This is a genomic window from Achromobacter sp. GD03932, from assembly GCF_029839485.1.
GTDB classification, from domain to species: domain Bacteria; phylum Pseudomonadota; class Gammaproteobacteria; order Burkholderiales; family Burkholderiaceae_B; genus Achromobacter; species Achromobacter bronchisepticus_A.
Genome location: NZ_JAOCAT010000001.1, coordinates 86,422 through 109,102, shown reverse-complemented (window position 1 = coordinate 109,102; position 22,681 = coordinate 86,422). Strand labels below are relative to the sequence as shown.

Below are 22,681 nucleotides of genomic sequence, written 5' to 3'. Positions count from 1 at the left end.
GGCGGCGGTCAGGTCAGGTCGTCTCGTCCTGATACCAGACGCCCTCGGCCAGCATCATCTTCTGATGCCCGTGCCCCGCAGGCATCATCGGGAAGCAGTTCTCCTGTGCCGTCACGGCCACGTCCAGGAAGTAGGGGCCGTCGTGCGCCAGGCACTCGGCCAGCGCGGCGTCCAGCTGCGCCGGATCATCCACGCGCGCGGCGCCCCAGCCAAAGGCGCGGGCCAGCGCCACGAAGTCGGGAAGCGAGGCGTTGTAGCTGTGGCTGTAGCGCCCGCCATGAATCAGTTCCTGCCATTGCCGCACCATGCCCATGTAGCCGTTATTGCACAGCACGACCTTGACGGGCGTCTGGTGCTGCATGGCGGTGGACAGTTCCTGGATGTTCATCAGCACCGACGCGTCGCCGCTGACGCAGACCACGGTCTTGTCCGGATGGGCGACCTGCGCGCCGATGGCGGCAGGCACGCCGTAACCCATGGTGCCGGCGCCGCCCGAGGTCAGCCAGCGGTTGGGCTTGTCGAAGCGCAGGTATTGCGCGGCCCACATCTGGTGCTGGCCCACGTCGGTGGAGACAATGGCGTCGCGATCCGCCAGCGCCGCATTCAGGCGCGACATCAGGTGCTGCGGCAGGATCGCGTCGGCGGCCGGGGTATAGCCCAGGCAGTCCTGGGCGCGCCAGGCGTCGATGCGCTTGTACCAGGGCGCCAGCCGCGCTGCGTCCATGGGATCGTCGCCGAGTTCGGCGCGCAGGGCGCGCACCAGCGGCAGGCAATCGCCCACCAGCGCCACGTCCACGCGCACCACCTTGTTGATGGAAGCCGGGTCGATGTCGATGTGGATCTTGCGCGCATGCGGGCAGAACTCCGACAGCTTGCCGGTAATGCGGTCGTCGAAGCGGGCGCCGATGCAGACCACCAGGTCCGCGTTATGCATGGCGAGGTTGGCCTCGACCGTGCCGTGCATGCCCAGCATGCCGACGAACTGCGGGTCGGACGCGGGGAATGCGCCCAGGCCCATCAAGGTCAGGGTGCAGGGCGCGCCGGTATGGCGCACCAGATCCGTAAAGGCCTCGCAAGCCTCGGGACCGGCGTTCACCAGCCCGCCGCCGCCGTAGAAGATGGGGCGCTTGGCCTGGGCGATCAAGGCGGCGGCGCGGCGCACGGCCGACTGCGGCAGCTTGGGAGCCAGCTTGCCCGCCTGGCGGCGCGCGCGCAGCGCGGCCAGCTTCTGCTGCGAGGGCACGGCATCGTCGTCCGCGTCGCGCGGCACGGCCAGCTGCACGTCCTTGGGGAAATCCAGCAGCACCGGGCCGGGGCGGCCCTGGCGGGTCAGCTCGAAGGCGCGGGCCGTCACCGCGGCCACATCGTCCACCGAACGGACCTGCGTATTCCACTTGGTCACGGAGCGCGAGATGCCGATGGCGTCGCATTCCTGGAAGGCGTCCGTGCCGATGGCGGCCGTGGCGACCTGGCCGCTGATGCAGAGCACCGGGATCGAGTCGCACATGGCATCCAGCAGGCCGGACGTGGTGTTGGCCATGCCCGGGCCGGACGTGACGAAGACCACGCCGGTGCGGCCGGTGCTGCGGGCGTAGCCCTCGGCGGCGTGCACGGCAGCCTGCTCGTGGCGCACCAGCACGTGACGCAGGCGCGGCTCGGCGTACAGGGCGTCGTACAGCGGCAGCACCGCGCCGCCGGGGTACCCGAAAATGGTATCCACGCCGCACGCGATCAGCGTATCGAGCAGAATTTTCGCCCCGTTATCGGCGGGGCGTTCAGTGGCGGCAAGCGCGGCGGCGGCGGTGGGGTGCAGGCGATCGTTCATGCTATCTATCTTATTCGTAGATCGGAAGAATATTTATCTTCTTTTCCACGGATAACCGATGAACGGAGTAAATTTATCTTTGATTTTAAGGAATCAAAGAAAATGAACCTGGACAAGTTTGATCTCGCCATACTCAAGGTGCTGCAGGACAACGCGCGCGCCAGCCTGAACGACATCGGCGCGGCCGTGGGCCTGTCGTCCACACCGTGCTGGAACCGCATCAAACGCATGGAAAGCGCCGGCGTGATCCGCGGCTATACCGTCGACATCGATCCGGCCAGCCTGGGCTTCATGGACACGGTGATCGTGCACGTCACCCTGGAAAGCCACAGCGAGGAAACGCTGTACGAGTTCGGCCGGGCGCTGGCGCAGATCCCCGAGGTGCTGGAGGCCTTCCTGGTCTCGGGCGACTACGACTATTACATCCGCATCGCGGTGCGCGACACGCGCGACTACGAGCGGCTGCTGCGCGAACAGCTCTACCGCATCCCGGGCATCCGGCACAGCAAATCCTGCTTCGTGCTGCGCCGGTTGAAGGAAACCAAGCTGCCGCTGACGGGATTGGCGGAATAGGCGCGCGTTAGCGCAGCACGAAGTCCACCGGCACGGCGGGCTCGGGCAGGGGCCGCACGCCCAGTCCTTCCAAGAGGTCGATCTCGATCACGCGGGCCAGCGCCGACAGCGGCAGGTCGTTTTCGTCGGAGCCGAAGGGATCTTCCAGTTCGTCGCCCACCGCGTCCAGGCCGAAGAAGGTATAGGCCACGATGGTGACGGCCGCCGGCATCATGTATTCCAGCGTCCCCACCAGGCCGAAAGGCAGCAGCAGGCAGAACAACCAGGCCGTGCGATGCAGCAGCAGCGAATAGGCGAAGGGCGACGGCGTGAACTTGATGCGCTCGCAGGCCGCCTGGATGGCGGCGCAGGCAGCCACGCGCTGGGTCAGGGCCTGGTACAGGATGTCGCTCAGCTCGCCGCGCCGCAAACAGGCCGCCAGGTCGCGGTTGATGGCCATGAGCAGGGCGTCGGGCACGTTGCGGCAGCCGTTGAGGGTCTCGGCCTCGTCCTGCTGCACCCAGGGGCGCGCGGCAGAAGCCATGTCTTCCTGCCGCAGCCGCGCCGCCAGCGCGTAGCCGAAGCCGATGCAACGGCGCACGATGCGTTCCTGCACCGGGTTGGCGGTGCTGGCCGCCAGCAGCACCGCGCTTTCGCGCGCCAGGCTGCGCGCCTGCACGATCAGCTCGCCCCATTGCTTGCGCGCTTCCCACCAGCGGTCGTAGCAGACGTTGTTGCGAAAGCCCATGAACACGGACAGGGCCAGTCCGAACAGCGAAAACGGCACCGCCGACAGATGCGCGGGCGAGAACCATTCCTGGTGATACATCCACACCACGAAGCAGGACAGCGCCGTGATGACGAGGATGCGGCTAAGGATCCGCGGGATGATGGACCCGCGCAAGACAAAGAACAAGGCCAGCGCGGAAGGACGCGGACGGACAATCATGGTGCTAACCGAAGGAACGAGGCGGCGCACACTATACGCCTGTCGAGCTGTCAAAAACGCGCCGATATAATTCTGTTTCGTCTCACCGCCACTTCCACCGAGCAATGACCACCGAAGACACCCCGATCAAGCCCTGGCATGTCGTCCGCCGCTCCAAGCTGCACGGCAACGGCGTCTTCGCCGCGCGCAAAATTCCCGCGGGCACGCGCATCATCGAGTACGGCGGCGAGCGCATCAGCGCCAAGGAAGCCGACCGCCGTCATCCGACCAATCCGGACGATCCCTTCCACACCTTTTTCTTCGCGCTCAGCTCCGGCCGCGTGATCGACGGCGGCGACCAGGGCAACGACGCGCGCTGGATCAACCATTCCTGCCAGCCCAACTGCGAGGCCCAGGAAGGCAAGCACGGCAAGCGCGTCTACATCGTCGCGCTGCAGGACATCCCGCGCGGCACCGAACTCTCGTACGACTACGGCCTGGTGCTGGACGGCCGCATCACCAAGAAGCTGAAGGAAGGCTACCGCTGCCTCTGTGGCACGCCGCCGTGCCGCGGCACCATGCTGGCGCTGCCGGCCAAGAAGAAAAAGAAAGCGGACGCGCCCGAGGCCGCCGAAACCGTCGCCTGAGCATCGGCGGGGTCCGACCCCGCTCACGCCGAAGACCCCAGACGCGGCAAGCGTATTCCAGGCCCCGCTCCGGACAGGCGTACAATCCGTCAGGTCGTTAACACGACATGCAGTACGTCTTCAGGGCGGGGTGCAATTCCCCACCGGCGGTATGCCATGCAATGTGGCGAGCCCGCGAGCGCCCGGCGTCCTTTGTGGACACCGGGGTCAGCAGATCTGGTGAGATGCCAGGGCCGACGGTCATAGTCCGGATGAGAGAAGATGTGCCGGCACAACGGTAGCACCGGGCGCACCCGCGCCCGGACTGCCGTATTGCGTTCGGCTGTCGAGTAGCCCTGAAACGTTTTTCGCCCCTTTCAACTTGCGAGAGCGTTTCAAATGTCCAACGTTACCCTTACCCCGCAGTCCCCCATCCCCAGCCTGGCTTCTCAGCCTTTCGCCGCTCGCCTGCAGCGCGCCCTGCATCATCTGCGCCTGGGCCGACCCGTCATTCTCATGGACGACTTCGACCGCGAGAACGAGGCCGACCTGATCGTAGCCGCCGACAAGCTGACCGTGCCGGTCATGGCGCAGCTGATCCGCGACGGCAGCGGCATCGTTTGCCTGTGCCTGCCCGGCGAAACCCTGGACCGGCTGGAACTGCCGCCCATGGTCCAGCGCAACCAGAGCCGCTTTGCCACCGCCTTCACCGTTTCCATCGAAGCGCGCGAAGGGGTCAGCACCGGCGTATCGGCCGTGGATCGCGTCACCACCATCCGCGCCGCCATCTCGCCGTCGGCGCAGAGCGAAGACATCGTCAGCCCGGGCCATGTGTTCCCGCTGCGCGCCCAGCCGGGCGGCGTGCTGACCCGCCGCGGCCACACCGAAGGCTCGGTGGACCTGGCCGTGCTGGCCGGCCTGCGTCCGGCCGGCGTACTGTGCGAACTGATGAATGCCGACGGCACGATGATGCGCGGCGCCGCGCTTGAGCGCTATGCCGCGCAGCACGGACTGGTGGCGCTGACCATCGCCGAACTGGCAGACCATCTGCAACAACTGAAGGACGGCCAGGCCGAAGCGATCGACGACGAAGTGCTGGAGATGGCCGCGACGGTCTGATCTTTGTGCTGGCGGCGCCGAAGCCGGCGCCGCCATTTTTTACCTCCGCGTCCTGAGCGCCATGGCCACGACCATCGCCGCCAGCGCGCACGCGCCGCCCATCGCATACACCGCGCCATAGCCTTGCTCGCCGGCCAACCAGCCGGCAGCCGGGCTGCTCAGACCCAGAGCCACGTCCAGGAAAGCCACATACGCGCCCATGGCCGCGCCCCGGCTGGCCGCGGGTACGCGGCGCACGGCCTCGACGCCGAAGGCGGGAAACGCCAGCGAATAGCCCGCGCCCGTCAGCAGCGCACCGGCAAAGGCCCACGCCGGCGTGGTTCCAGTCCAGATCAGCCACTGCCCCGCCGCTTCAATCAGCACGCAGACGAGCGCCACGCGCGCGCCGCCCAGCTTGTCCGGCAAGCCGGCAAAGAACACCCGCGCCAGGATGAAGCCCGCGCCGAACGCGGTGAACATCCACGCCGCGCCGTCCCAACCGCGCTGCGAAAACAGCAGGCTCACGAACGCGGTGATCACGCCGAATCCAACGCTGGCCAGGGCCAGGCCTGCGCCGGGCAGCAGCACCAGGCCCAGCACTTTGTAGAAAGGCGTGCGCACGCCCCCCGCCGCGCGTACCCCGCGCAGCGGCAGCACCAGCGCCAGGGCCGCCAGCGGAATCAGCGCCGTGGCCCAGGCAATGCCCGCAAAGCCCGTGACGCCGTAGAGCCGCATGCCGGCGGGCGCGCCCAGCGCATAGGCGGCGTAGATCGCCACGCCGACCCAGGCCATCACGCGGCCCGCGTTCTGCGGCCCCACGCGGCCCACGCCCCAGCTCAGCGCGCCAGTGACGATAAGACTTTCGGCGCAGCCCATGAGCGCGCGTCCGGCCAGCAGCGCGGCCAGCGCCGCCTGCGGCCGCGCCGACAGGTCGTCGGCCAACAGATAGAACAGGCCCGCGATGGAGCCCAGCACAAAACCGCCCACCACCGCGCGCTTGGCGCCGCGGCGGTCAGCGAGCGAGCCCGCGTAGGCGCGCGACAGCAAGGCGGCGGCGAACTGCAGGCCGGCCACCACGCCAACCACCAGCGCGCCCAACGCCAGCGTGCCGTCTACATACAGAGGCAGCACCGGCATGGGCAGGCCGATCATGAAGAACCCGACGAATACCGCCAGCGCCAGCGGCAGCACTTGCGCGAAAACGGAGCGCACGGGCCCCTGGGCCGCGGGCATGGCCCCGGCCGTCGATGAATGCGACATTGAATTTCCTTAAGTGAGAGATGCGCAATCCGGAACCAGTTTGAAAACCGCCGATGGCATAATCGCCGTGTGCGGGCGATGAACCGGATTGCCTGCTGGAAATTTTATGAGCCGTTGCTCATATTCGATACTCGCCTTTCACAGTACCCATGACTGCCATCCCACAGCCCCGGAAATCGCCGCGTCAGCTCAGATCCCAGCACACCGTAGAGACAATTTTGCAAGCCACGGCTCGCGTTCTGGCGACCCATGGCTATGCTGGCACCAATACCAATCTGATCGCGGAGACGGCCGGCGTCAGCGTCGGTTCGCTGTATCAGTACTTCCCCAACAAGAACGCCCTGATCGCGGCGCTGCATAACCGCCACGACAACCAGATGCTGGACGTGATAGACGCGGTCCTGGACAGCAATCCCGCGGCCACGCTGCGCGAACGCGTCGCGGCCATTGTCGAAGCGATGCTGCACGCCCACATGCTGGAGCCCGCGCTGCATCGCGTGCTGGAAAGGGAGTTTCCGCTGTTCGACCAGCCGCACGAGCACAGCCGCGCGGATCAGGATATCCACAGGCGCATGCGTCATCTGCTGGAACTGCATCGTGCCGAAATCGCGCAGCAGGACCGGGATCTGGCGACCTATGTGGTGTTGCGCATCATGGAATCGCTGGTGCATGCCGCAGCGCTGGAGCCGCCCGCGGGATTCTCGACGCGGCAGCTGGAACAGGCGGTGGTCGACGCGGTGATGGGGTATCTGGGCGAGCCGGCCGCGCGTCCCGCGCCGCGCAAGACGGCGAAGACTGCGCGCCGCTAGCCGCGCAATGGTTCGGGGCCGTCAGCGCCCCGGTTCGCGGGCCATCTGCGCCAGGCAGTCGGCCGCGCTGCCCGTGACGATGCGGGCGCTGCACGCCAGCATCAGATTCAGGTTCAGGCCAAAGTCTTCCACGGTGTAGCCGTGCGCATCGACCATGCGCGATGCGCCGTCGTCTGCCGCCGCGCCCACCGCCACCTGATCGATCAGCGAACCGGCCTGGCCGGTATAGCCCCATACCGGCTTGCCGCAGGCGATGGCGTAGCCGACTTCGAAGGCCGTGCCGGAATCGGGTTCGGCGCCGCGGAACGGATTCAGGTTGGCCATCACCATGTCGGCGCGCCGTATCAGCGCGACGTTCTCGCGGTAGATCCATTGCGCCAGCGACGGACCCGATAGATCCTGCGGCGCCTCGTTGTCCAGCGGGAACAGGCCGTCGAACCCATAGGTGGCGCAGAGCGCCTTCAAGCGTTTTCCGTGCGCCGCCGCATCGGGCAGGAACACGTCGAAACCCGCCAGATATACGCTGCGCATGTTGGTTACTCCGGATCGGAAACGTTGAAGGCTTCGCCAGTGGCGAAGAAGGAGCCGCCGGCCACGTAATGCACCGAACGGCGCTCGTCGTCAGGGAAATGCCAGCGGTTGCCGGAAAACACTTCCGGCGCGGCCCACGCGGCCACGACTTCGCCGATGAAGAGGTCGTAGGCCTGCTGATTGTGCGGCTCGGGCACGACGCGGCACTCCAGCCAGCCCAGGCAACCGCTGATGAGCGGCGCGCCGATCTTGCTGGCGGGGAACGTCGTCAGGCCGCTGGCCTGGAACTTGTCCTCGTCGCGCCCGGAATTGGTGCCCACCCGCAGCGTGGCGCGCGCCTGCGCACGCGACGGGATGCACAGCGCGAACTCGCCCGAAGCTTCGATCAATCCGCGCGTGTAGGTGTTCTTGTCCACCACCACGAGCATCTTGGGCGGACTGAAATCCAGGGGCATGGCCCAGGCGGCCGCCATGACGTTGCGCGCATCGCCATGAGCGCTGGTCACCAGCACCGTGGGGCCGTGGTTCAGCAGCAGATAGGCGCGGGACAGGTCTACGGGTTCGATGCTGGACATGCGGCGCTTCCTAGAACATGCCGTTCTTGTTGGCGGGGTTCTCGGGGATTTCCTGGCTAACGTCCCAGTGTTCCACGATCTTGCCGTCTTCCACACGGAAGATATCCATCACGGCCTGGCCGCGGTCTTCCGGCGAATCGCGCCACAGGTTGTGGATAAGCACCAGGTCGCCCTCGGCGATCACGCGCTTGATCTCGACGATGGACTGCGGATGCTGCTCGAAATAGGCGGGAAAGAAATCCACCAGGGGACCGACGCCGTCCTGCATATAGGGGTTGTGCTGGACGTAGTTCGGGCTGACGTACAGGCGCACCGCCTCGTCGACGTCGCGGTCCTGGAACATCATGCGGAAGAACGCCACCACAAGGTCCTTGTTGGACTGAGGCGCTGCCGCGCTTGCCGGCGCGGCAGCCACACAGGTTGCGGCGACCAGCAAGCAAACGGCCAACGATTTCAACTTCATACGCATACGGGGCAAACTCAGGTATCGGAACGCCGGCTGGCGGTGCGCCAGTTTACAAACAAAAACATGGATCCCGGGCCTTGGCCCCCAATGAAAAAGGGCCTCTTGCCGAGGCCCTTCGTGGTCCCGCCGACGGCCGGGCTCAATAGCCGACGGTGTAGCGGCGGCGCGAATGCTTGGGCGTCTCGAGTTCATCGACCAGCGCAATGGCATAGTCTTCCATCGAAATCCAGCTCTTGCCTTCGTCGTCGGCCAGCAGGGTGTCGTCGCCCAAACGGAACGTGCCGGTGCGCTCGCCCGGCTCGAATAGCGCCGAAGGCGACAGGAAGGTCCAGTTCAGCACTTTTTCATGGCGCAACGTGTCCAGGAACACCACGCCGGCGCGCGCTTCGGGCTTGTAGGCGTCGGGGAATTCGGGGGTGTCGATCAGCATCTTGCCGGGGGCGACCAGCAGGCTGCCCGCGCCGCCGACCACCAGCAGGCGCGGCACGCCCGCATCCTTCACGGCGCTCAGGAGCGGCTTGGCGTCCGACGACACGAAGCGCGACGCGCTGATCACGGCGTCGTGGCCCTTCAGCAACGAGGTCAGCGCTTCGGGATCGGTGGCGTCGCCCTGCTTGATGGTCAGGCCGAGCTGCGGATTCACGTCGGACAGGTTGCGGGCGATGCCCGTGACCTGGTGGCCGCGCTTGAGCAATTCGTCCGCCACGCGCGAACCCACGCGGCCGGTGATTCCGATCAATGCAACTTTCATGGTCTTGCTCCTTGGGTAGGGGGAGCCAGGGCCGCCGCGACTTGCGGCGCAACACGTTTTGGCTCAGGCAAAGCCATACTATTCGTACAAATCCGATCGAAAAACCCGTAAAACCGGATGAGTTTTTTGCAATTTATGCACCAATACTTGGCAAACCCGCCCGCAACGGACCGAAGAGGCAGCCCTGCCGGCGTCTTCGCCGCCCTCAGACCAGTGTGCTCCCGACGGCACCGCTTGAACAGGGGGCCGCCGGGAAGCGCTGCGATCAGGCTGCGGCGCGCTGCGCCTGATAGACCTGCAGATGCGCGTAAGCCGTGCGCAGGTAGGTCGCGTCCACGCCCAGGGTGCGGGCGCGCCGCACCATGTCGCCGACGATATGATCGGCCTCGACCGGCAGGCCCTGGCTCAGGTCGCGGAACATCGACGCGGTCACGGGCTGGGTGCGGTCCCCGATCACCTTGCGCGCCGAGGCGTCGGCCTCAGGCCGCACCGCATGGCCCGAGGCGGCGGCAACGGCTTGCGATTCCTGCAGCAGCCCGGTCATGATGTCGATGCCGTCATCAGAAGAGGCAATCTGCCCGATCGTGCCGCGCATCAGGCAGGTGGCGGCGGCCATCGTGGTCAGGAACACGTATTTCTCCCAGATGTCCTGGTAGATGTCGGTGCTCAGGCGGCTGACGTACTCGCCGCCGGCCAGGGCCTGTTCCAGCGCGACGCAGCGTTCGCTGCGGGCGGGGCCGGCGCGCTCGCCGAAGACGATGTTGGCGTACTTGCCCAGATGCACCACTTCGCCCTCGGGACCCAGGGTGGCGTTGATCTGGCACAGTCCGCCCAGCACCCGGTGCGGCTCGAACTCGCGGTCCAGCACGTCGTACTGCAGCACGCCGTTCATGATGGGCAGCACGGCGGTATCGGGTCCGACCGCGGGGCGGATGGCCTCGATGGCGCTGGCCAGGTCATAGGCCTTGCAGCTCAGCACCACCACGTCGTAGCTGCCTTGCAGCGTCTGTTGCGTGACCAGCTGCGGCTGCAGCGTGGCGTCGCCCAACGGGCTCTTGATGCGCAGGCCCTGTTCGCGGATCCGCGCGGCGCGCGGCTCGCGCACCAGGAAGGTCACGTCCGCGCCCGCCTGAGCCGCCCGTCCGCCGAAGTATCCGCCGGTGCCGCCGGCACCCAAGAACAACATCCGCATGCCTGTCTCTCCTTGTAGGCTGCCCGCCGTCTGCGCGGGCTCATGGCGGCATTATGCGCCTTGCGGGGGGAGCGGGTGCTCGTGCTCCTGCCAGGCTTGATATCCGCCGCGCAGCGCCCAGGTCTTGGGATAACCGGCAGCGCGCAGCCGCGACGCCAGCAATGCCGCCGACACCTCGTTGGGGCAAGCGCAGTACACCACGATGTCGGACTCCAGCGCCTGGGCGTCCAGCCGAGGCAAGGGGGCTTTCAGGTCCACGGCGATGGCGCCGGGGATGCGCTGCTCTTCGCGCAGCGCTTCGGGGCGCACGTCGAACACCAGCGCGTTGCGGCCGTCCTGGCGCCACTGCATCAGCTCATCCACCGACAGCCGCGGAATCACGCGCAGGCTGCGCAGCAGGATCCGGCGCCGCAGGAAACGCGCCAGGATGTACAACGCCAGCACCGCCGCCAGCACGCCCAGCCCCATGGCGCCGTAGGTGCCCAGGATCTCCAGCACGTCGTTGATCACGTTGTGGAAGAGGCCGCCCAACAGCAGGGCCGAACCCGACCAGATCAGCGAGCCCACGATGTCGTAGCCCAGGAAACGCCGGTAGGGCGTGCCCGTCAATCCCGCCATAACGGTGGACAGCGCCCCCGCACCCGGCAGGAACTTGCACACCAGCAACGCACGCACGCCTATGCGCAGGTACAGGCGCTGCGTCTGCCGGATGCAGGAATCCTGCGACAGCGACATCTTGCAGATCACGCCCAAAAGACGCGAGCCGTAGCGCTGGCCAGCGGCATACCAAAGGCTGTCGGCCAGCAGGCAGGCGACCGTAGCCGCCATCCAGGGCACGAGCCACCCGCCCGCGCCGGCCAGCGCGCCGGCGGCGATCAGCATGGGATAGGCGGGCACCGGCAAGCCGGCCTGCTCGACCAGCACGTTGGCAAACACCAGCCACCCGCCGTACTGTTCCAGCAGCAGTTGTATATCTTGCATGGGGTCTTCCAGCTTGCCGCGCCACGCGCGCGGCTCATGCCTGCGATTTTAGGCGCGCAGACCGGAGATCGGCGCATCGGCGGCCGCAACGGCCCGTTCCATACGGCCGCTCTGTCCACCCCTTGAAACGCCGCGCACCGTCCTGGTGCCACCAATCCCCGCCAGGGTGCCTATAATCCTGCCCGGCCATCAGGTTTCCCCGACTTGTCGCGGGAATGCCCCATGGCATACAACTTGCTTCGCCAGGGCTGGCAGCGAACCCGACCATTCGGATGGGGCGCGTCGCCTGGCGCTCCCCATCCGATGACCGATCCCACGCCCTCGTTTCCGTACGCTAGTCCCGGCACGTCTGCCGGCGGCCGCCATATGGAACCGGGCCGCGGCCGCGCGCGCTCCAGCAGCGCGCGGATCGGTGCCCAGCGCGCATCGCCACCAATCCCCATCCCTTTCCCTCCCTTCGCAGGAGTCACCCGCATGAAAGCCTTTTCCACCCCGTCCGTCGCCGGCATCGCCCGCCGCGGCCTGCTCAAGCTGGCCGCCGCCGCCGCCGGCGCGCTGCTGTTCTCGGGCGCCGCCCAGGCTCAGGCGCCCGCCAAGACCAAGGTCGCCGCCATCTACACGGTGCCGGTCGAACAGCAATGGGTGTCGCGCATCCACAAGGCGCTGGTCGCGGCCCGCGATCGCGGCGAGATCGAATACACGTTCTCGGAAAACGTCACCAACGCCGATTACGAGCGCGTGATGCGTCAGTACGCGGAACAAGGCAACAAGCTGGTGGTGGGCGAGGCCTTCGCGGTGGAAGCCGCCGCCCGCAAGGTGGCCAAGGACTATCCGCAGACCGCTTTCCTGATGGGTTCTTCGGGCAAGCCGCAGCAACCCAACTTCTCGGTGTTCGACAACTACATCCAGGAACCCGCCTACCTGACCGGCATGATTGCCGGCGGCATGAGCAAGACGGGCAAGATCGGCCTGGTGGGCGGCTACCCCATTCCTGAAGTGAACCGCCTGATGCACGCCTTCATCGAAGGCGCCAAGGAAGTGAACCCGCAGACCGAATTCACCGTGACCTTCATCGGCTCCTGGTTCGATCCCCCGAAGGCCAAGGAAGCCGCCTTCGCCATGATCGACAAGGGCGCGGACGTGCTCTATGCCGAGCGCTTCGGCGTATCGGACGCCGCCAAGGAGCGCGGCAAGCTGGCCATCGGCAACGTGATCGACACGCAGCAGCAGTATCCGGAGACCGTGGTCGCCTCGGCGCTGTGGAGCATGGAACCCACCATCGACGAAGCGCTCAAGCAGGTGCGCGCCGGCACGTTCAAGGCCGATGACTACGGCCAGTATTCGCTGATGAAGCACAAGGGCTCGTCGCTGGCGCCGCTGGGCACCTTCGAAAGCAAGATTCCCGCCGACCTGATGGCCAAGGTCCAGGCCAAGCAGAAGGCCATCCTGGACGGCAGCTTCAGCGTCAAGGTCAACGACAAAGAACCCAAGTCCTCGGCACGATGAACCACGCGCCTCTCGCCCTGCAACTGTCGGGGATCACCAAACGCTTTGGCAGCCTCACGGCCAACGACGACATATCGCTCACGCTGCGCCAGGGCGAAGTGTTGGCCTTGCTGGGCGAGAACGGCGCCGGCAAATCGACCCTGGTGTCGATCCTGTTCGGCCACTACGTGGCCGACGCCGGCAACATCGAAGTCTTCGGCCAGGCCTTGCCCGCCGGCCGGCCCGACGCCGCATTGGCGGCCGGGGTCGGCATGGTGCATCAGCACTTCACGCTGGCCGACAACCTGACCGTGCTGGACAACATCATGGTCGGCACGGAATCGCTGTGGAAGCTGGCGTCCGGCCGCGGCAAGGCCCGCCAGCGCCTGGTCGAACTCGGCCAGCGCTTCGGCCTGGGCGTGGATCCGGACGCGCGCGTCGGCACGCTGTCGGTCGGCGAGAAGCAGCGGGTCGAGATCCTGAAGGCGCTGTATCGCGGCGCGCGCGTCCTGATCCTGGACGAGCCCACCGCCGTGCTCACGCCGCAGGAAGTGCAGGACCTCTTTGCCACCTTGCGCGGCTTCGTCAACGAAGGCCTCGCGGTGATCTTCATCTCGCACAAGCTCGACGAAGTCATGGCGGTGTCGGGCCGCGTGGCGGTGCTGCGCCAGGGCAAGCTGGTGGCCGAGCGCGAAACCGCCAGCACCAGTCCGGCCGAATTGGCCGAGCTGATGGTGGGCCGCAAGGTCGTCATGCCGCACGCCGAAGCCGTGGCTGCGGCCGAGCAGGCCGCGCCCGTGGTGACCTTGTCGCAAGTGACGGTGCGCGACGGCCGTGACGGCGCGACGCGCCTGGACAGCCTGGACCTGGTTGTCCACAAGCACGAGATCGTGGCGATCGCGGGCGTGGCCGGCAACGGCCAGCAGGCGCTGGTGTCGGTGCTGACCGGTTTGCGCCAGCCCAGCGACGGCACCATCCGCCTGGGTCCCGAGCATGCGGCGGCGCCCACCACGCCGGCCGGCTGGACCGCGGCCCACGTCGGCCGCATCCCGGAAGACCGCCACGGCGAAGGCGTGATCGGCGACAGTCCCTTGTGGGAAAACGCCATCGTCGAAGACCTGAAGGACCCGCGCTTCGCGCGCTGGGGCCTAGTCCGGGCGCGAGCGGGCAAAGCCTATGCCCAGGCCCTGGCCAAGCAGTTCGACGTGCGCGCCGCATCGCTCGACGTGCGCACCCGCAGCCTGTCCGGTGGCAATATGCAGAAGCTGATCCTGGGCCGCACGCTGGCCCGCGAACCGCGCTTCATCGTGGCCGACCAGCCCACCTGGGGCCTGGACATCGGCGCGGTCGCCTATGTGCGCGAGCAGCTGCTTGCGGCGCGCACGCGCGGCGCGGGCGTGCTGCTGGTGTCCGAAGACCTGGAAGAGATCTTCGCCCTGGCCGACCGCATCGCCGTACTGTGCGGCGGCAAGCTGATCGCCGTGAAGCCGGTGTCCGAATGGACGCCCGCCACGGTGGGCCTGGCCATGACGGGCACGCAGGGATGAAAACCCGCCACGTCCCGCGCGTCTCCACACCCTACCGAGCATTACTCGCATGAAACTGATCCTGGAACGCCGCCCGGAGCCCAGCCGCCTGGCGCTGGCCGTGGCGCCCTTCGCGGCCATCGCCTTCACGCTGGCGGTCTGCACCCTGCTGGTGGCCTGGGCCGGCGCCCCCGTGGGCCGCACCTATGCCTTGCTGTTCGAAGGCGCATTCGGCTCGCGCTTCGCGCTATCCGAAACCCTGACCCGCGCGACCCCGTTGATGCTGACCGGCCTGGCCTGTGCGGTGGCATTCCGCGCGCGCTTCTACAACATCGGCGCCGAGGGCCAGCTATACCTGGGCGCTCTGGCCGCGGTGGCAGTCGGCGGCCTGCATGACGGCACCGGCTTCGACCTGCCCGTGCCTGCGCTGTTTGCCGGCATGATGCTGGCGGCGGCGCTGGCTGGCGCCTTGCTGCTGTTGATCCCCGCCATCCTCAAGACCCGGCTGGGCGTGGATGAAGTGGTGACCACGCTGCTGGGCAACTTCATCGTGCTGCTGTTCGTGTCGATGATGCTGGACGGCCCCATGAAGGACCCCATGGCCATGGGCTGGCCGCAGTCCGTAGCGCTCAACGGCGACCTGGAGCTCGGCAAGCTGATCGAGCGCACCCGCGCCCATACCGGCCTCTTGTGGGCTGCCGGCCTGGCGCTGGGGCTGTGGCTGCTGAACCGCTACACCGTGTTCGGCTTCCAGATGCGCGCGGTCGGCGCCAACGCGCACGCCTCGCGCTTCCTGGGCTTGCCGGTGAACCGCGTGATGCTGGGCACCGCCATGCTGTCGGGCGCGCTGGCCGGCCTGGCGGGCGCGATCGAAGTGGCGGGCCGCACCGGCTACGTCACGCTCGACATGTCGCCGGGCTATGGCTACACCGGCGTGGTGGTGGCCATGCTGGCCGGCCTGCATCCGCTGGGCGTGATCCTGGCCAGCCTGTTCGTGGCTGGCATGCTGGTGGGCGCGGACAGCATGAGCCGCGCCATCGCGGTGCCGAACTACATCGCCGACGTCATCGTCGCCACTTCGTTGCTCGCCATGCTGGTCGCGACGCTATTTGCGCAGTACCGCCTGCGCCGCAACCGGGCCTGAGGAGCGCGCCATGGAATGGATGGATCTGATGAGCTCGTCGGCGTTCTGGGTGGCGGTGCTGCGCCTGGCGACGCCGCTGATACTCGGCACGCTGGGCGTGCTGCTGTGCGAGCGCGCGGGCGTGTTGAACCTGGGCATCGAAGGCATCATGGCCGCCGGCGCCTTCACCGGCTGGCTGGTGGTGTATCTGGGCGCGCCGCTGTATGTGGGCGTGCTGGTGGCCGCTTTTGCGGGCGCGGTATTCGGCCTGCTGCACGCGGTGCTGACCGTGCCGCTGGGCCTGTCGCAGCACGTGTCCGGCCTGGGTGTGACGCTGCTGGCCACCAGCCTGAGTTACTTCGCCTATCGCGTCACGTTCCCCAGCGTGAACACGCCGCCCACGATCACGCCTTTTGCAGAAATGAAGTTCCTGGACGGCATTCCGCTCATCGGCCCGGTGCTGGCCGGGCAGACGCCCATGACCCTGCTGGCCCTGGCCGCGGTGCCGATACTGGCCTGGGTGCTGAACCGCACGCCGGTCGGCCTGGCGATCCGCATGGTGGGCGAGAACCCGGCCGCGGCCGAAGGGCAAGGCCTGTCGGTCACGCGCCTGCGCATGGGCGCCATCGTGGCCGGCTCCGCGCTGATGGGCGTGGCAGGAAGCTTCCTGACGCTGGCGGCGTTCAACGCCTTCTTCTTCAACATGGTCAACGGCCGCGGGTGGGTCTGCGTGGCGCTGGTCGTGTTCGCGTCGTGGCGGCCCGGCAAGGCGCTGCTGGGCGCACTGATCTTCGCCTTCTTCGACGCGCTGCAATTGCGCATGCAGCAAGGCGGCGCAGCGCTGCCCGGCCTGCCGGAGTTGCCGTACCAGGTCTATCTGATGCTGCCCTACGTCCTGTCCATCCTCGCCCTGGTGGTGATGGCGCGTCGCGCCGCCTACCCGCAGGCGTTGATGAAGCCCTACCGCAAAGGAGAGAGGTAGAGGAAGGGCCCACCCCCCGAAGCGCTGCGCGCCTCCCCCTCAAGGGGGCGACGCTACGGACCGGCAAAGCCGGCTCCGTGCGCCCCGGATGGGATGCGCCAGCTCAACGCGAAGAACGGGGGCCGCAGTACCATGAACAACAGAAACCTTCCGCAAGGAATTCCATGCTCGATCTGATTCTTAGACACTGCACGCTGCCCGATGGCCGCCAGAACATCGACATCGGCATCGCCGGCGGCCGCATCGCGGCCTTGGAGCCGGCGCTGAAGGCCGAGGCCGCGCAGATCGTGGACGCGGCCGGCCAGCTGGTGGCGCCGCCTTTCGTCGACGCGCACTTCCATATGGACTCCACGCTGTCCTTCGGACTGCCGCGCGTGAACCAATCCGGCACGCTGCTGGAAGGCATCGCGCTGTGGGGCGAGCTCAAGCCGCTGCTGACGCAGGAAGCGCTGGTCGAACGCGCCCTGGCCTATTGCGACTGGGCCGTGGCGCGCGGCCTGCTGGCGATTCGCTCGCATGTGGACGTGTGCGATCCGCGCCTCCTGGCCACGGAAGCGCTGCTGCATGTGCGCGAGAAGGTCAAACCCTACCTGGACCTGCAGCTGGTGGCCTTCCCGCAGGACGGCGTGCTGCGCGCCCCCGGCGCCCTGGACAACCTCAAGCGCGCGCTGGACATGGGCGTGGACGTGGTGGGCGGCATTCCGCACTTCGAACGCACCATGCAGGACGGCGCGGAATCGGTGCGCATCCTGTGCGAACTGGCCGCCGAACGCGGCCTGCGCGTGGACATGCACTGCGACGAAAGCGACGACCCGCTGTCGCGCCACATCGAGACGCTGGCGTACCACACGCAGCGCCTGGGCCTGCAAGGCCGCGTGACGGGTTCGCACCTGACGTCCATGCACTCCATGGATAACTACTACGTCTCCAAGCTGATTCCGCTGATGCGCGAAGCCGGCGTGTCCGCCATCGCCAACCCGCTGATCAACATCACGCTGCAAGGCCGCCACGACACCTATCCGAAGCGCCGCGGCATGACGCGCGTGCCCGAGCTGCTGGCCGCCGGCGTGCCGGTGGCTTTCGGCCATGACTGCGTGATGGACCCCTGGTACAGCCTGGGTTCGGGCGACATGCTGGAAGTGGCGCACATGGGCCTGCACGTGGCCCAGATGACGGGCCAGGACGCCATGCGCGCCTGTTTCGAAGCCGTCACCACCACGCCGGCCAAGATCCTGGGCCTGGACGAAACCGGCCTGGCGGTCGGCAAGCGCGCCGACCTGGTGCTGCTGCAGGCGCGCGACGCGGTCGAAGCGCTGCGCCTGCGCGCCACCCGCCTGATGGTGCTGCGCGCGGGCCAGGTGGTGGCGACCACGCCGCCCGCCACCGCCACCCTGAACCTGCCGGGCCGTCCGGCCCAGGTCAGCTTCCAGACGCCGGCGCGCTGAGCACGTCTGGCGCGGCGCACACGCCGCCGCGCCTTACTTCAGCGGCATGCAGATGCGCGTCTGCAATTGCGCCGGCGGCGTGGTGCGCGGATCGTTCAGATACTGCTCGAACATGGGAAAGTCCGCCGGCACCTCGCCGCTGGCCGGCAGCCATTGCGAGAACATCCAGTTGTAGGCCTTGTCCATCTCGTTGTAGGGCCCGGTGTACGTCAGGATGGCGCAACGGCCTTCCGGAATCTCGAAGCGCTCCAGCTCGCCCCCCAGGTCCGCATCCGGCGCCACCGACATGCCGGCCATGGAACGCAGCTGGCTGGCCGGTACCTGCTCCGGGTCGTCCAGGTACACGCCGTAGCCGATGGAATCCGGCTGCGCGATGCCGCGGCTGACGGCCAGCATGAAGGCGCGCGTGAACAGCGGGCCGATTTCCTGATAGCTGCCGCGATGCGGCAGGACCGCCAGCGTCGCGCCCGGAAAGGTTTCGATCTTGATGGGATACATGCCTAGCTCCTGTGGGTCGAAGGGACGGGAGCGGACAGCCCGGTAACGCCCCGGCGATATGCCGAAGGTCGCGCCGAATGCCCGGTTGAACGCCGCGTCCGACTCATAGCCGGCGCGCTGCGCCACCTCGCGCAAGGAAGCCTCGGAATTTCCCAGCGCCACCGCCGCGCGGTGCATGCGGATGCGCTGCACGGTGGCGTTCACCGTCTCTCCCATCATGGCGCGGTAGACGCGATGGAAGTGGTACGGCGACAGGCAGGCCAGCTCGGCCAGCCGGTACAGGTCCGGGTCGGCGTCGGGGTGGCTTGCCAGCCAGCGCAGGACGGGTTCCAGGCGCTGGCCATAGAGGTTCAGGGTTGCGGGCTTCATGCGGTCTCCTTGGAGAGCAATGTAGCGGGCCGGCCTTTGCAGATTTTGCGCTTTTTGGCCGGCCGCGGGCAGGGGGCCGTCAGCGCCCGATCTCCCGGTTCCAGCGCGCGTTGAATGCGGGCCGGGTCTCGTTGATCTGATCCCAGTTCGGTATCTTGGCGTTCGACATATAGCCCTGGAAGCGCTGCAACGCGTCCGCGTGGCCCGCTGGCGCCAGCACGTTGCGGTTGGACGGGAAGTGTCCGCCCATCTCCAGCGCCTTCGTCTGCGCCTGCTCGGACAGCAGGTACAACGCCAGCTTCTGCGACAGCTCCGGCTCGCTATTGCCGGCGACCACGCACTCACCCACCATCAGGATCATCGAACCCTCCTTGGGCTGCGCGTATTCCACGTGCACGCCCCGCATCTTCAGGCGGGAGATGGCCGTGGGCGTCCAGGGAAACAGCACCGCCTCGTCGGCCTGCACCATATCGGCCAGGCGCGCCGAATCCGGCAGGTATGCACGCACGTTCGGACCGACCACGGCCGGCCAGTGCGCGAAGCCCGGTCCGTAGTTCCGGTCGTCTCCGCCCAGGATGCGGTTGATCATCAGGAATGCGTGCAGGCCAAAGGTGCTGCTGGAAGCCGACTGCACCACGACCTGGCCCCGGTACTTCGGATCGGCGAGGTCCATCCACGACGTCGGCGGCGCCCAGCCGCGCTCGGCGAACACCTTGGTGTTGTAGCCCAGGCCCGTCATGCCGATGTCGATGCCCGCGGCCATGCGGTCCTTCTTCAGTGCGGTGGGATACAGCTCCTTCAGCACCGGATCGTCGTTGAGCTGCGTGCACAAGCCCATGGAGATCGCGCGCGCCATGATGCCGTCGTCCAGGAACATGAGGTGCAGCCGCGGCTTGCCCTTGTCGGCCTGGGCGCGCGCCAGCACCTCGGTCGACATGCCCGGCACCACCACGATCCTGACGTCGTGGGCGCGTTCGAAATCCGGAAACACATACTGCGAGAACGCGCGTGCCATGTCGCCGCCGTTCATGCCTACGTACAGTGTGGTCTGCTGCGCTGCGGCTCCGGCCGACAACAGCGCCGCCAGGGCCGCGCCCAGCACCGCCCCCACGCGGCGCCGCCCGTTTTGTTTGTTACGCGTCATATTGGTTCCTGCATGGGCTCATGCGACCTCCCGAATCGGCGTGCCAACGAAAAAAGCCTGGCACGCTACCGTATCCAGGCTTTTTCTCATGGGCTGCCGAACCGTTCAGTTCGGGTAGGTTCCGGGCAGCAGGATGCTGCGGTCGCCGGGCTCGATCGAGCGACGGCCGCACAGCGCCATCGTCGTATCCATTTCCTTGTACAGGATCTCCAGCACGCGGGTCACGCCGGCCTGGCCATAGGCGCCCAGGCCGTACAGGAATGCGCGGCCGATCATGGCGCCGCGCGCGCCCAGCGCCACGGCCTTCAGGATGTCCTGGCCGGAACGCACGCCGCCGTCCATCCACACTTCGATCTTCGAGCCCACGGCGTCGGCGATGGAGGGCAGGGCGGCGATGGACGACATGGCGCCGTCCAGCTGGCGCCCGCCGTGGTTGCTGACGATGAGCGCGTCGGCGCCGCTATTGGCGGCCGATTGCGCGTCCTCGACATCCAGGATGCCCTTGATGATGAGCTTGCCGCCCCAGCGCTGCTTGATCCATTCGACGTCGTTCCAGCTCAGGCTCGGGTCGAACTGTTCGGCCGTCCATGCCCCCAGCGAGGACAGGTCGCTCACGCCCTTGGCGTGGCCGACGATGTTGCCGAAGGTGCGGCGCTTGGTGCCCAGCATGCCCATGCACCAGCGCGGCTTGGTGGCCAGGTTGATGAGATTACGCAGGGTGGGCTTGGGCGGGGTGGACAGGCCGTTCTTGATGTCCTTGTGGCGCTGGCCCAAAATCTGCAGGTCCAGCGTCAGCACCAGCGCCGAACAGCCGGCGGCCTTGGCGCGGTCGATCAGGTTGGCGACGAACTCGCGGTCGCGCATCACGTAGAGCTGGAACCAGAACGGCTTCCTGGTGGCCGCGGCCACATCTTCCAGCGAGCAGATGCTCATGGTGGACAGGGTGAAGGGCACGCCGAAGTCCGCCGCTGCCTTGGCCGCCAGGATTTCGCCATCCGCGTGCTGCATGCCGGTCAGGCCCGTGGGCGAGATCGCCAGCGGCATGATCACGTCGTGGCCCACCATGGTGGTGCGCAGCGACCGGCCTTCCATATTGACCGCCACGCGCTGGCGCAGCTTGATCTTCTGAAAATCGCTTTCGTTGGCGCGGTAGGTGCCTTCGGTCCAGGCGCCGGAATCCGCGTAGTCGTAGAACATGCGCGGCACGCGCTTCTGCGCGATGGCGCGCAGATCTTCGATGCAGGTGATCGTAGAAAGGTTAGCGGTCATGGAGTGGTCTATGGAGTGTTGGGGCGCCAGCTGCGGCTCGTTATTCTTGGACGCCGGGCCGCCAGCTGCGGGCAGCTCCAGCGATTGCGCGGGCCTCCCAGGCCCCACAACGCCGCCCAGTATACGCGCCGAGGCCGGCAAGCGTCGCTTGCCGGCCTCGTTCGCGCCCCCCCTTTTATCGCAGGGACTCTTGCGGCCCCTGCGCCCCCGTTATCGCGGCCAGACCTTGGACACCGCCCGAATCGTGGCCCAGGCCACCCAGCGCGGGCTCGTCAGCCGCGCGGCGGGCAGACGGCGCATCACGTCCACGGCCAGTCCGCCGCGCTTGTGCCACTGTTTCTTGCGGGTCTGGCTGTCGGTCCAGCGGCCTTCCAGCCACGGGAATTCGCGGCGGCCCGGCTTGTAGACCGGCGGCGTGTTGTAGATCAGGATGTAAGCCAGCCGCGGCGCCTGCGAGGTATTCGGCCCGGTGAAGTGCAGCGTGCGGGCGTCATGCACCGTGATGCCGCCCGGGTCCAGCGGCTCCGGCACCGCCTGGTCGCGCGGAAAATCGCCGCAGCATTCAAGCGGATGCAGGGTCTTGTCGCCGCCCGGCGAACGGTGCTCCAGCACGTCCCATTTGTTGGAACCCGGAATGAACTGCATGCAGCCGTTTTCCGTGGTGGCCGGCTGCAGCGCCAGCCAGATGCTGAGTTCGTTGTAGATGAAGTCCGGCGAGCGGAAAGCCTCGTCCTGATGCCACGGCGTTTCCGGTCCGTGCGGCCCTGGCTTGAGCAGGGCGTGTTCGCCGTACAGGGCCGCCTCGGGGCCCAGCAACTGGCGCGCCAGCTCCAGGGTGCGCTCGTGGTACTCGGTCTTCAAGAGGCCCGGGGCATAATGGCGAGGATCGTGCAAGCTGGGAAACTTGGCAGGTTTGGACGGGTCGTCGCGGCTCACAAAGTCATACTGCGCCCCCTCGTTGTAGCCGGTCTTGTTCGCGAACAGGTCGAGCAGCGTCCTGCGGATGTAACCCACCTCGTCCTGCGGGCACATGTCCTTCAGGGCCAGGTAGCCCTGTTCCCTGTAGCGCGCTGTCTCGGCTTCCGACAACAAACTGGTCTCTTCCATAATGGCTTCTCCAAGCTCTGGTAACGGGTGTTCCCGCTGGCACGTTTTGACATGAGCTCTAACGTATCGCCAGGCGCCCCCCCGGCCTATAGACCATCCGCCGTAGTCACTACCGTCTACGTACAACGCCGAGCGCGGC

Annotated in this window: 22 protein-coding genes and 1 riboswitch; of the genes, 9 read left to right on the top strand and 13 right to left on the bottom strand. The window is 67.2% G+C overall.

Annotated elements, in window-relative coordinates; translation table 11 throughout:
* Window positions 1–13: 13 nt before the first annotated feature.
* A complete protein-coding gene (gene ilvB / locus N5C88_RS00505; protein ID WP_280014530.1) occupies window positions 14–1,834 on the bottom strand; it encodes a biosynthetic-type acetolactate synthase large subunit in 1,821 nt (606 codons plus the stop codon).
* A gap of 93 nt (window positions 1,835–1,927) precedes the next feature.
* Between ilvB and N5C88_RS00500 the strand changes: the two genes are divergently transcribed.
* Window positions 1,928–2,398, top strand: a complete 471-nt coding sequence (locus tag N5C88_RS00500; protein WP_013390823.1) for an Lrp/AsnC family transcriptional regulator — start codon at window positions 1,928–1,930, stop codon at window positions 2,396–2,398.
* A 7-nt stretch (window positions 2,399–2,405) separates the two neighbouring features.
* Here the strand turns inward: N5C88_RS00500 and N5C88_RS00495 are convergent, their stop codons facing one another.
* The gene (locus tag N5C88_RS00495) at window positions 2,406–3,326 is read right to left on the bottom strand and encodes a bestrophin family protein (protein WP_059376476.1); all 921 of its coding nucleotides are present in this window, start codon (window positions 3,324–3,326) and stop codon (window positions 2,406–2,408) included.
* A 104-nt stretch (window positions 3,327–3,430) separates the two neighbouring features.
* Here N5C88_RS00495 and N5C88_RS00490 point away from each other — a divergent pair, with 104 nt between their 5' ends.
* Window positions 3,431–3,952, top strand: a complete 522-nt coding sequence (locus N5C88_RS00490; protein ID WP_118932755.1) for an SET domain-containing protein-lysine N-methyltransferase — start codon at window positions 3,431–3,433, stop codon at window positions 3,950–3,952.
* A 112-nt stretch (window positions 3,953–4,064) separates the two neighbouring features.
* Window positions 4,065–4,219, top strand: a riboswitch (FMN riboswitch).
* Between the two features lie 111 nt (window positions 4,220–4,330).
* On the top strand, window positions 4,331–5,050 hold the full coding sequence (ribB, locus tag N5C88_RS00485; RefSeq protein ID WP_088143601.1) for a 3,4-dihydroxy-2-butanone-4-phosphate synthase: 720 nt from the start codon (window positions 4,331–4,333) through the stop codon (window positions 5,048–5,050).
* 39 nt (window positions 5,051–5,089) lie between these two features.
* Here the strand turns inward: ribB and N5C88_RS00480 are convergent, their stop codons facing one another.
* On the bottom strand, window positions 5,090–6,289 hold the full coding sequence (locus tag N5C88_RS00480) for an arabinose transporter (protein ID WP_059376468.1): 1,200 nt from the start codon (window positions 6,287–6,289) through the stop codon (window positions 5,090–5,092).
* Between the two features lie 149 nt (window positions 6,290–6,438).
* On the opposite strand from N5C88_RS00480, the gene N5C88_RS00475 reads away from it, so the two are divergent.
* Window positions 6,439–7,098 carry a TetR/AcrR family transcriptional regulator gene (locus N5C88_RS00475; RefSeq protein ID WP_059376463.1) on the top strand — a complete coding sequence of 220 codons (660 nt, stop codon included), beginning with the start codon at window positions 6,439–6,441 and terminating at the stop codon, window positions 7,096–7,098.
* A gap of 21 nt (window positions 7,099–7,119) precedes the next feature.
* Here the strand turns inward: N5C88_RS00475 and N5C88_RS00470 are convergent, their stop codons facing one another.
* The 6 genes from N5C88_RS00470 to N5C88_RS00445 all read right to left on the bottom strand — a co-directional run bounded on the left by N5C88_RS00470 (window position 7,120) and on the right by N5C88_RS00445 (window position 11,594).
* The gene (locus tag N5C88_RS00470; RefSeq protein WP_251878408.1) at window positions 7,120–7,629 is read right to left on the bottom strand and encodes a nucleoside 2-deoxyribosyltransferase; all 510 of its coding nucleotides are present in this window, start codon (window positions 7,627–7,629) and stop codon (window positions 7,120–7,122) included.
* Between the two features lie 5 nt (window positions 7,630–7,634).
* Window positions 7,635–8,204: a flavin reductase family protein gene (locus N5C88_RS00465; protein WP_280014446.1), complete on the bottom strand. Its 570-nt coding sequence runs from the start codon at window positions 8,202–8,204 to the stop codon at window positions 7,635–7,637.
* 10 nt (window positions 8,205–8,214) lie between these two features.
* Window positions 8,215–8,673, bottom strand: a complete 459-nt coding sequence (locus tag N5C88_RS00460) for a nuclear transport factor 2 family protein (protein ID WP_118932751.1) — start codon at window positions 8,671–8,673, stop codon at window positions 8,215–8,217.
* Between the two features lie 136 nt (window positions 8,674–8,809).
* On the bottom strand, window positions 8,810–9,421 hold the full coding sequence (locus tag N5C88_RS00455) for an NAD(P)-dependent oxidoreductase (protein WP_059376457.1): 612 nt from the start codon (window positions 9,419–9,421) through the stop codon (window positions 8,810–8,812).
* Between the two features lie 265 nt (window positions 9,422–9,686).
* Window positions 9,687–10,613, bottom strand: a complete 927-nt coding sequence (panE, locus tag N5C88_RS00450; RefSeq protein ID WP_059376456.1) for a 2-dehydropantoate 2-reductase — start codon at window positions 10,611–10,613, stop codon at window positions 9,687–9,689.
* Window positions 10,614–10,664: 51 nt separating this feature from the next.
* The gene (locus N5C88_RS00445) at window positions 10,665–11,594 is read right to left on the bottom strand and encodes a DedA family protein/thiosulfate sulfurtransferase GlpE (protein ID WP_059376452.1); all 930 of its coding nucleotides are present in this window, start codon (window positions 11,592–11,594) and stop codon (window positions 10,665–10,667) included.
* A gap of 474 nt (window positions 11,595–12,068) precedes the next feature.
* Between N5C88_RS00445 and N5C88_RS00440 the strand changes: the two genes are divergently transcribed.
* From N5C88_RS00440 to N5C88_RS00420, 5 genes are all read left to right on the top strand, one after another.
* Window positions 12,069–13,100 carry a BMP family protein gene (locus N5C88_RS00440; RefSeq protein ID WP_059376449.1) on the top strand — a complete coding sequence of 344 codons (1,032 nt, stop codon included), beginning with the start codon at window positions 12,069–12,071 and terminating at the stop codon, window positions 13,098–13,100.
* A complete protein-coding gene (locus N5C88_RS00435; protein WP_280014445.1) occupies window positions 13,097–14,626 on the top strand; it encodes an ABC transporter ATP-binding protein in 1,530 nt (509 codons plus the stop codon). The genes N5C88_RS00440 and N5C88_RS00435 overlap by 4 nt, the downstream gene beginning before the upstream one ends.
* A 49-nt stretch (window positions 14,627–14,675) precedes the next feature.
* Complete coding sequence (locus N5C88_RS00430) at window positions 14,676–15,749, top strand: ABC transporter permease (RefSeq protein ID WP_059376442.1); 1,074 nt, start codon at window positions 14,676–14,678, stop codon at window positions 15,747–15,749.
* A gap of 10 nt (window positions 15,750–15,759) precedes the next feature.
* On the top strand, window positions 15,760–16,710 hold the full coding sequence (locus tag N5C88_RS00425) for an ABC transporter permease (protein WP_118932749.1): 951 nt from the start codon (window positions 15,760–15,762) through the stop codon (window positions 16,708–16,710).
* Between the two features lie 164 nt (window positions 16,711–16,874).
* Window positions 16,875–18,155, top strand: a complete 1,281-nt coding sequence (locus N5C88_RS00420) for an amidohydrolase family protein (protein WP_059376437.1) — start codon at window positions 16,875–16,877, stop codon at window positions 18,153–18,155.
* A 33-nt stretch (window positions 18,156–18,188) separates the two neighbouring features.
* Here the strand turns inward: N5C88_RS00420 and N5C88_RS00415 are convergent, their stop codons facing one another.
* The 4 genes from N5C88_RS00415 to N5C88_RS00400 form a co-directional block, all read right to left on the bottom strand.
* Window positions 18,189–19,022 (bottom strand): AraC family transcriptional regulator, encoded by an 834-nt coding sequence (locus N5C88_RS00415; protein WP_118932748.1) that lies wholly within the window; start codon window positions 19,020–19,022, stop codon window positions 18,189–18,191.
* A gap of 79 nt (window positions 19,023–19,101) precedes the next feature.
* On the bottom strand, window positions 19,102–20,166 hold the full coding sequence (locus tag N5C88_RS00410) for an extracellular solute-binding protein (RefSeq protein WP_059376429.1): 1,065 nt from the start codon (window positions 20,164–20,166) through the stop codon (window positions 19,102–19,104).
* A gap of 105 nt (window positions 20,167–20,271) precedes the next feature.
* Window positions 20,272–21,435 (bottom strand): alpha-hydroxy acid oxidase, encoded by a 1,164-nt coding sequence (locus tag N5C88_RS00405; RefSeq protein ID WP_280014444.1) that lies wholly within the window; start codon window positions 21,433–21,435, stop codon window positions 20,272–20,274.
* 210 nt (window positions 21,436–21,645) lie between these two features.
* Complete coding sequence (locus N5C88_RS00400) at window positions 21,646–22,542, bottom strand: phytanoyl-CoA dioxygenase family protein (protein ID WP_059376419.1); 897 nt, start codon at window positions 22,540–22,542, stop codon at window positions 21,646–21,648.
* Between the last annotated feature and the right edge of the window lie 139 nt (window positions 22,543–22,681).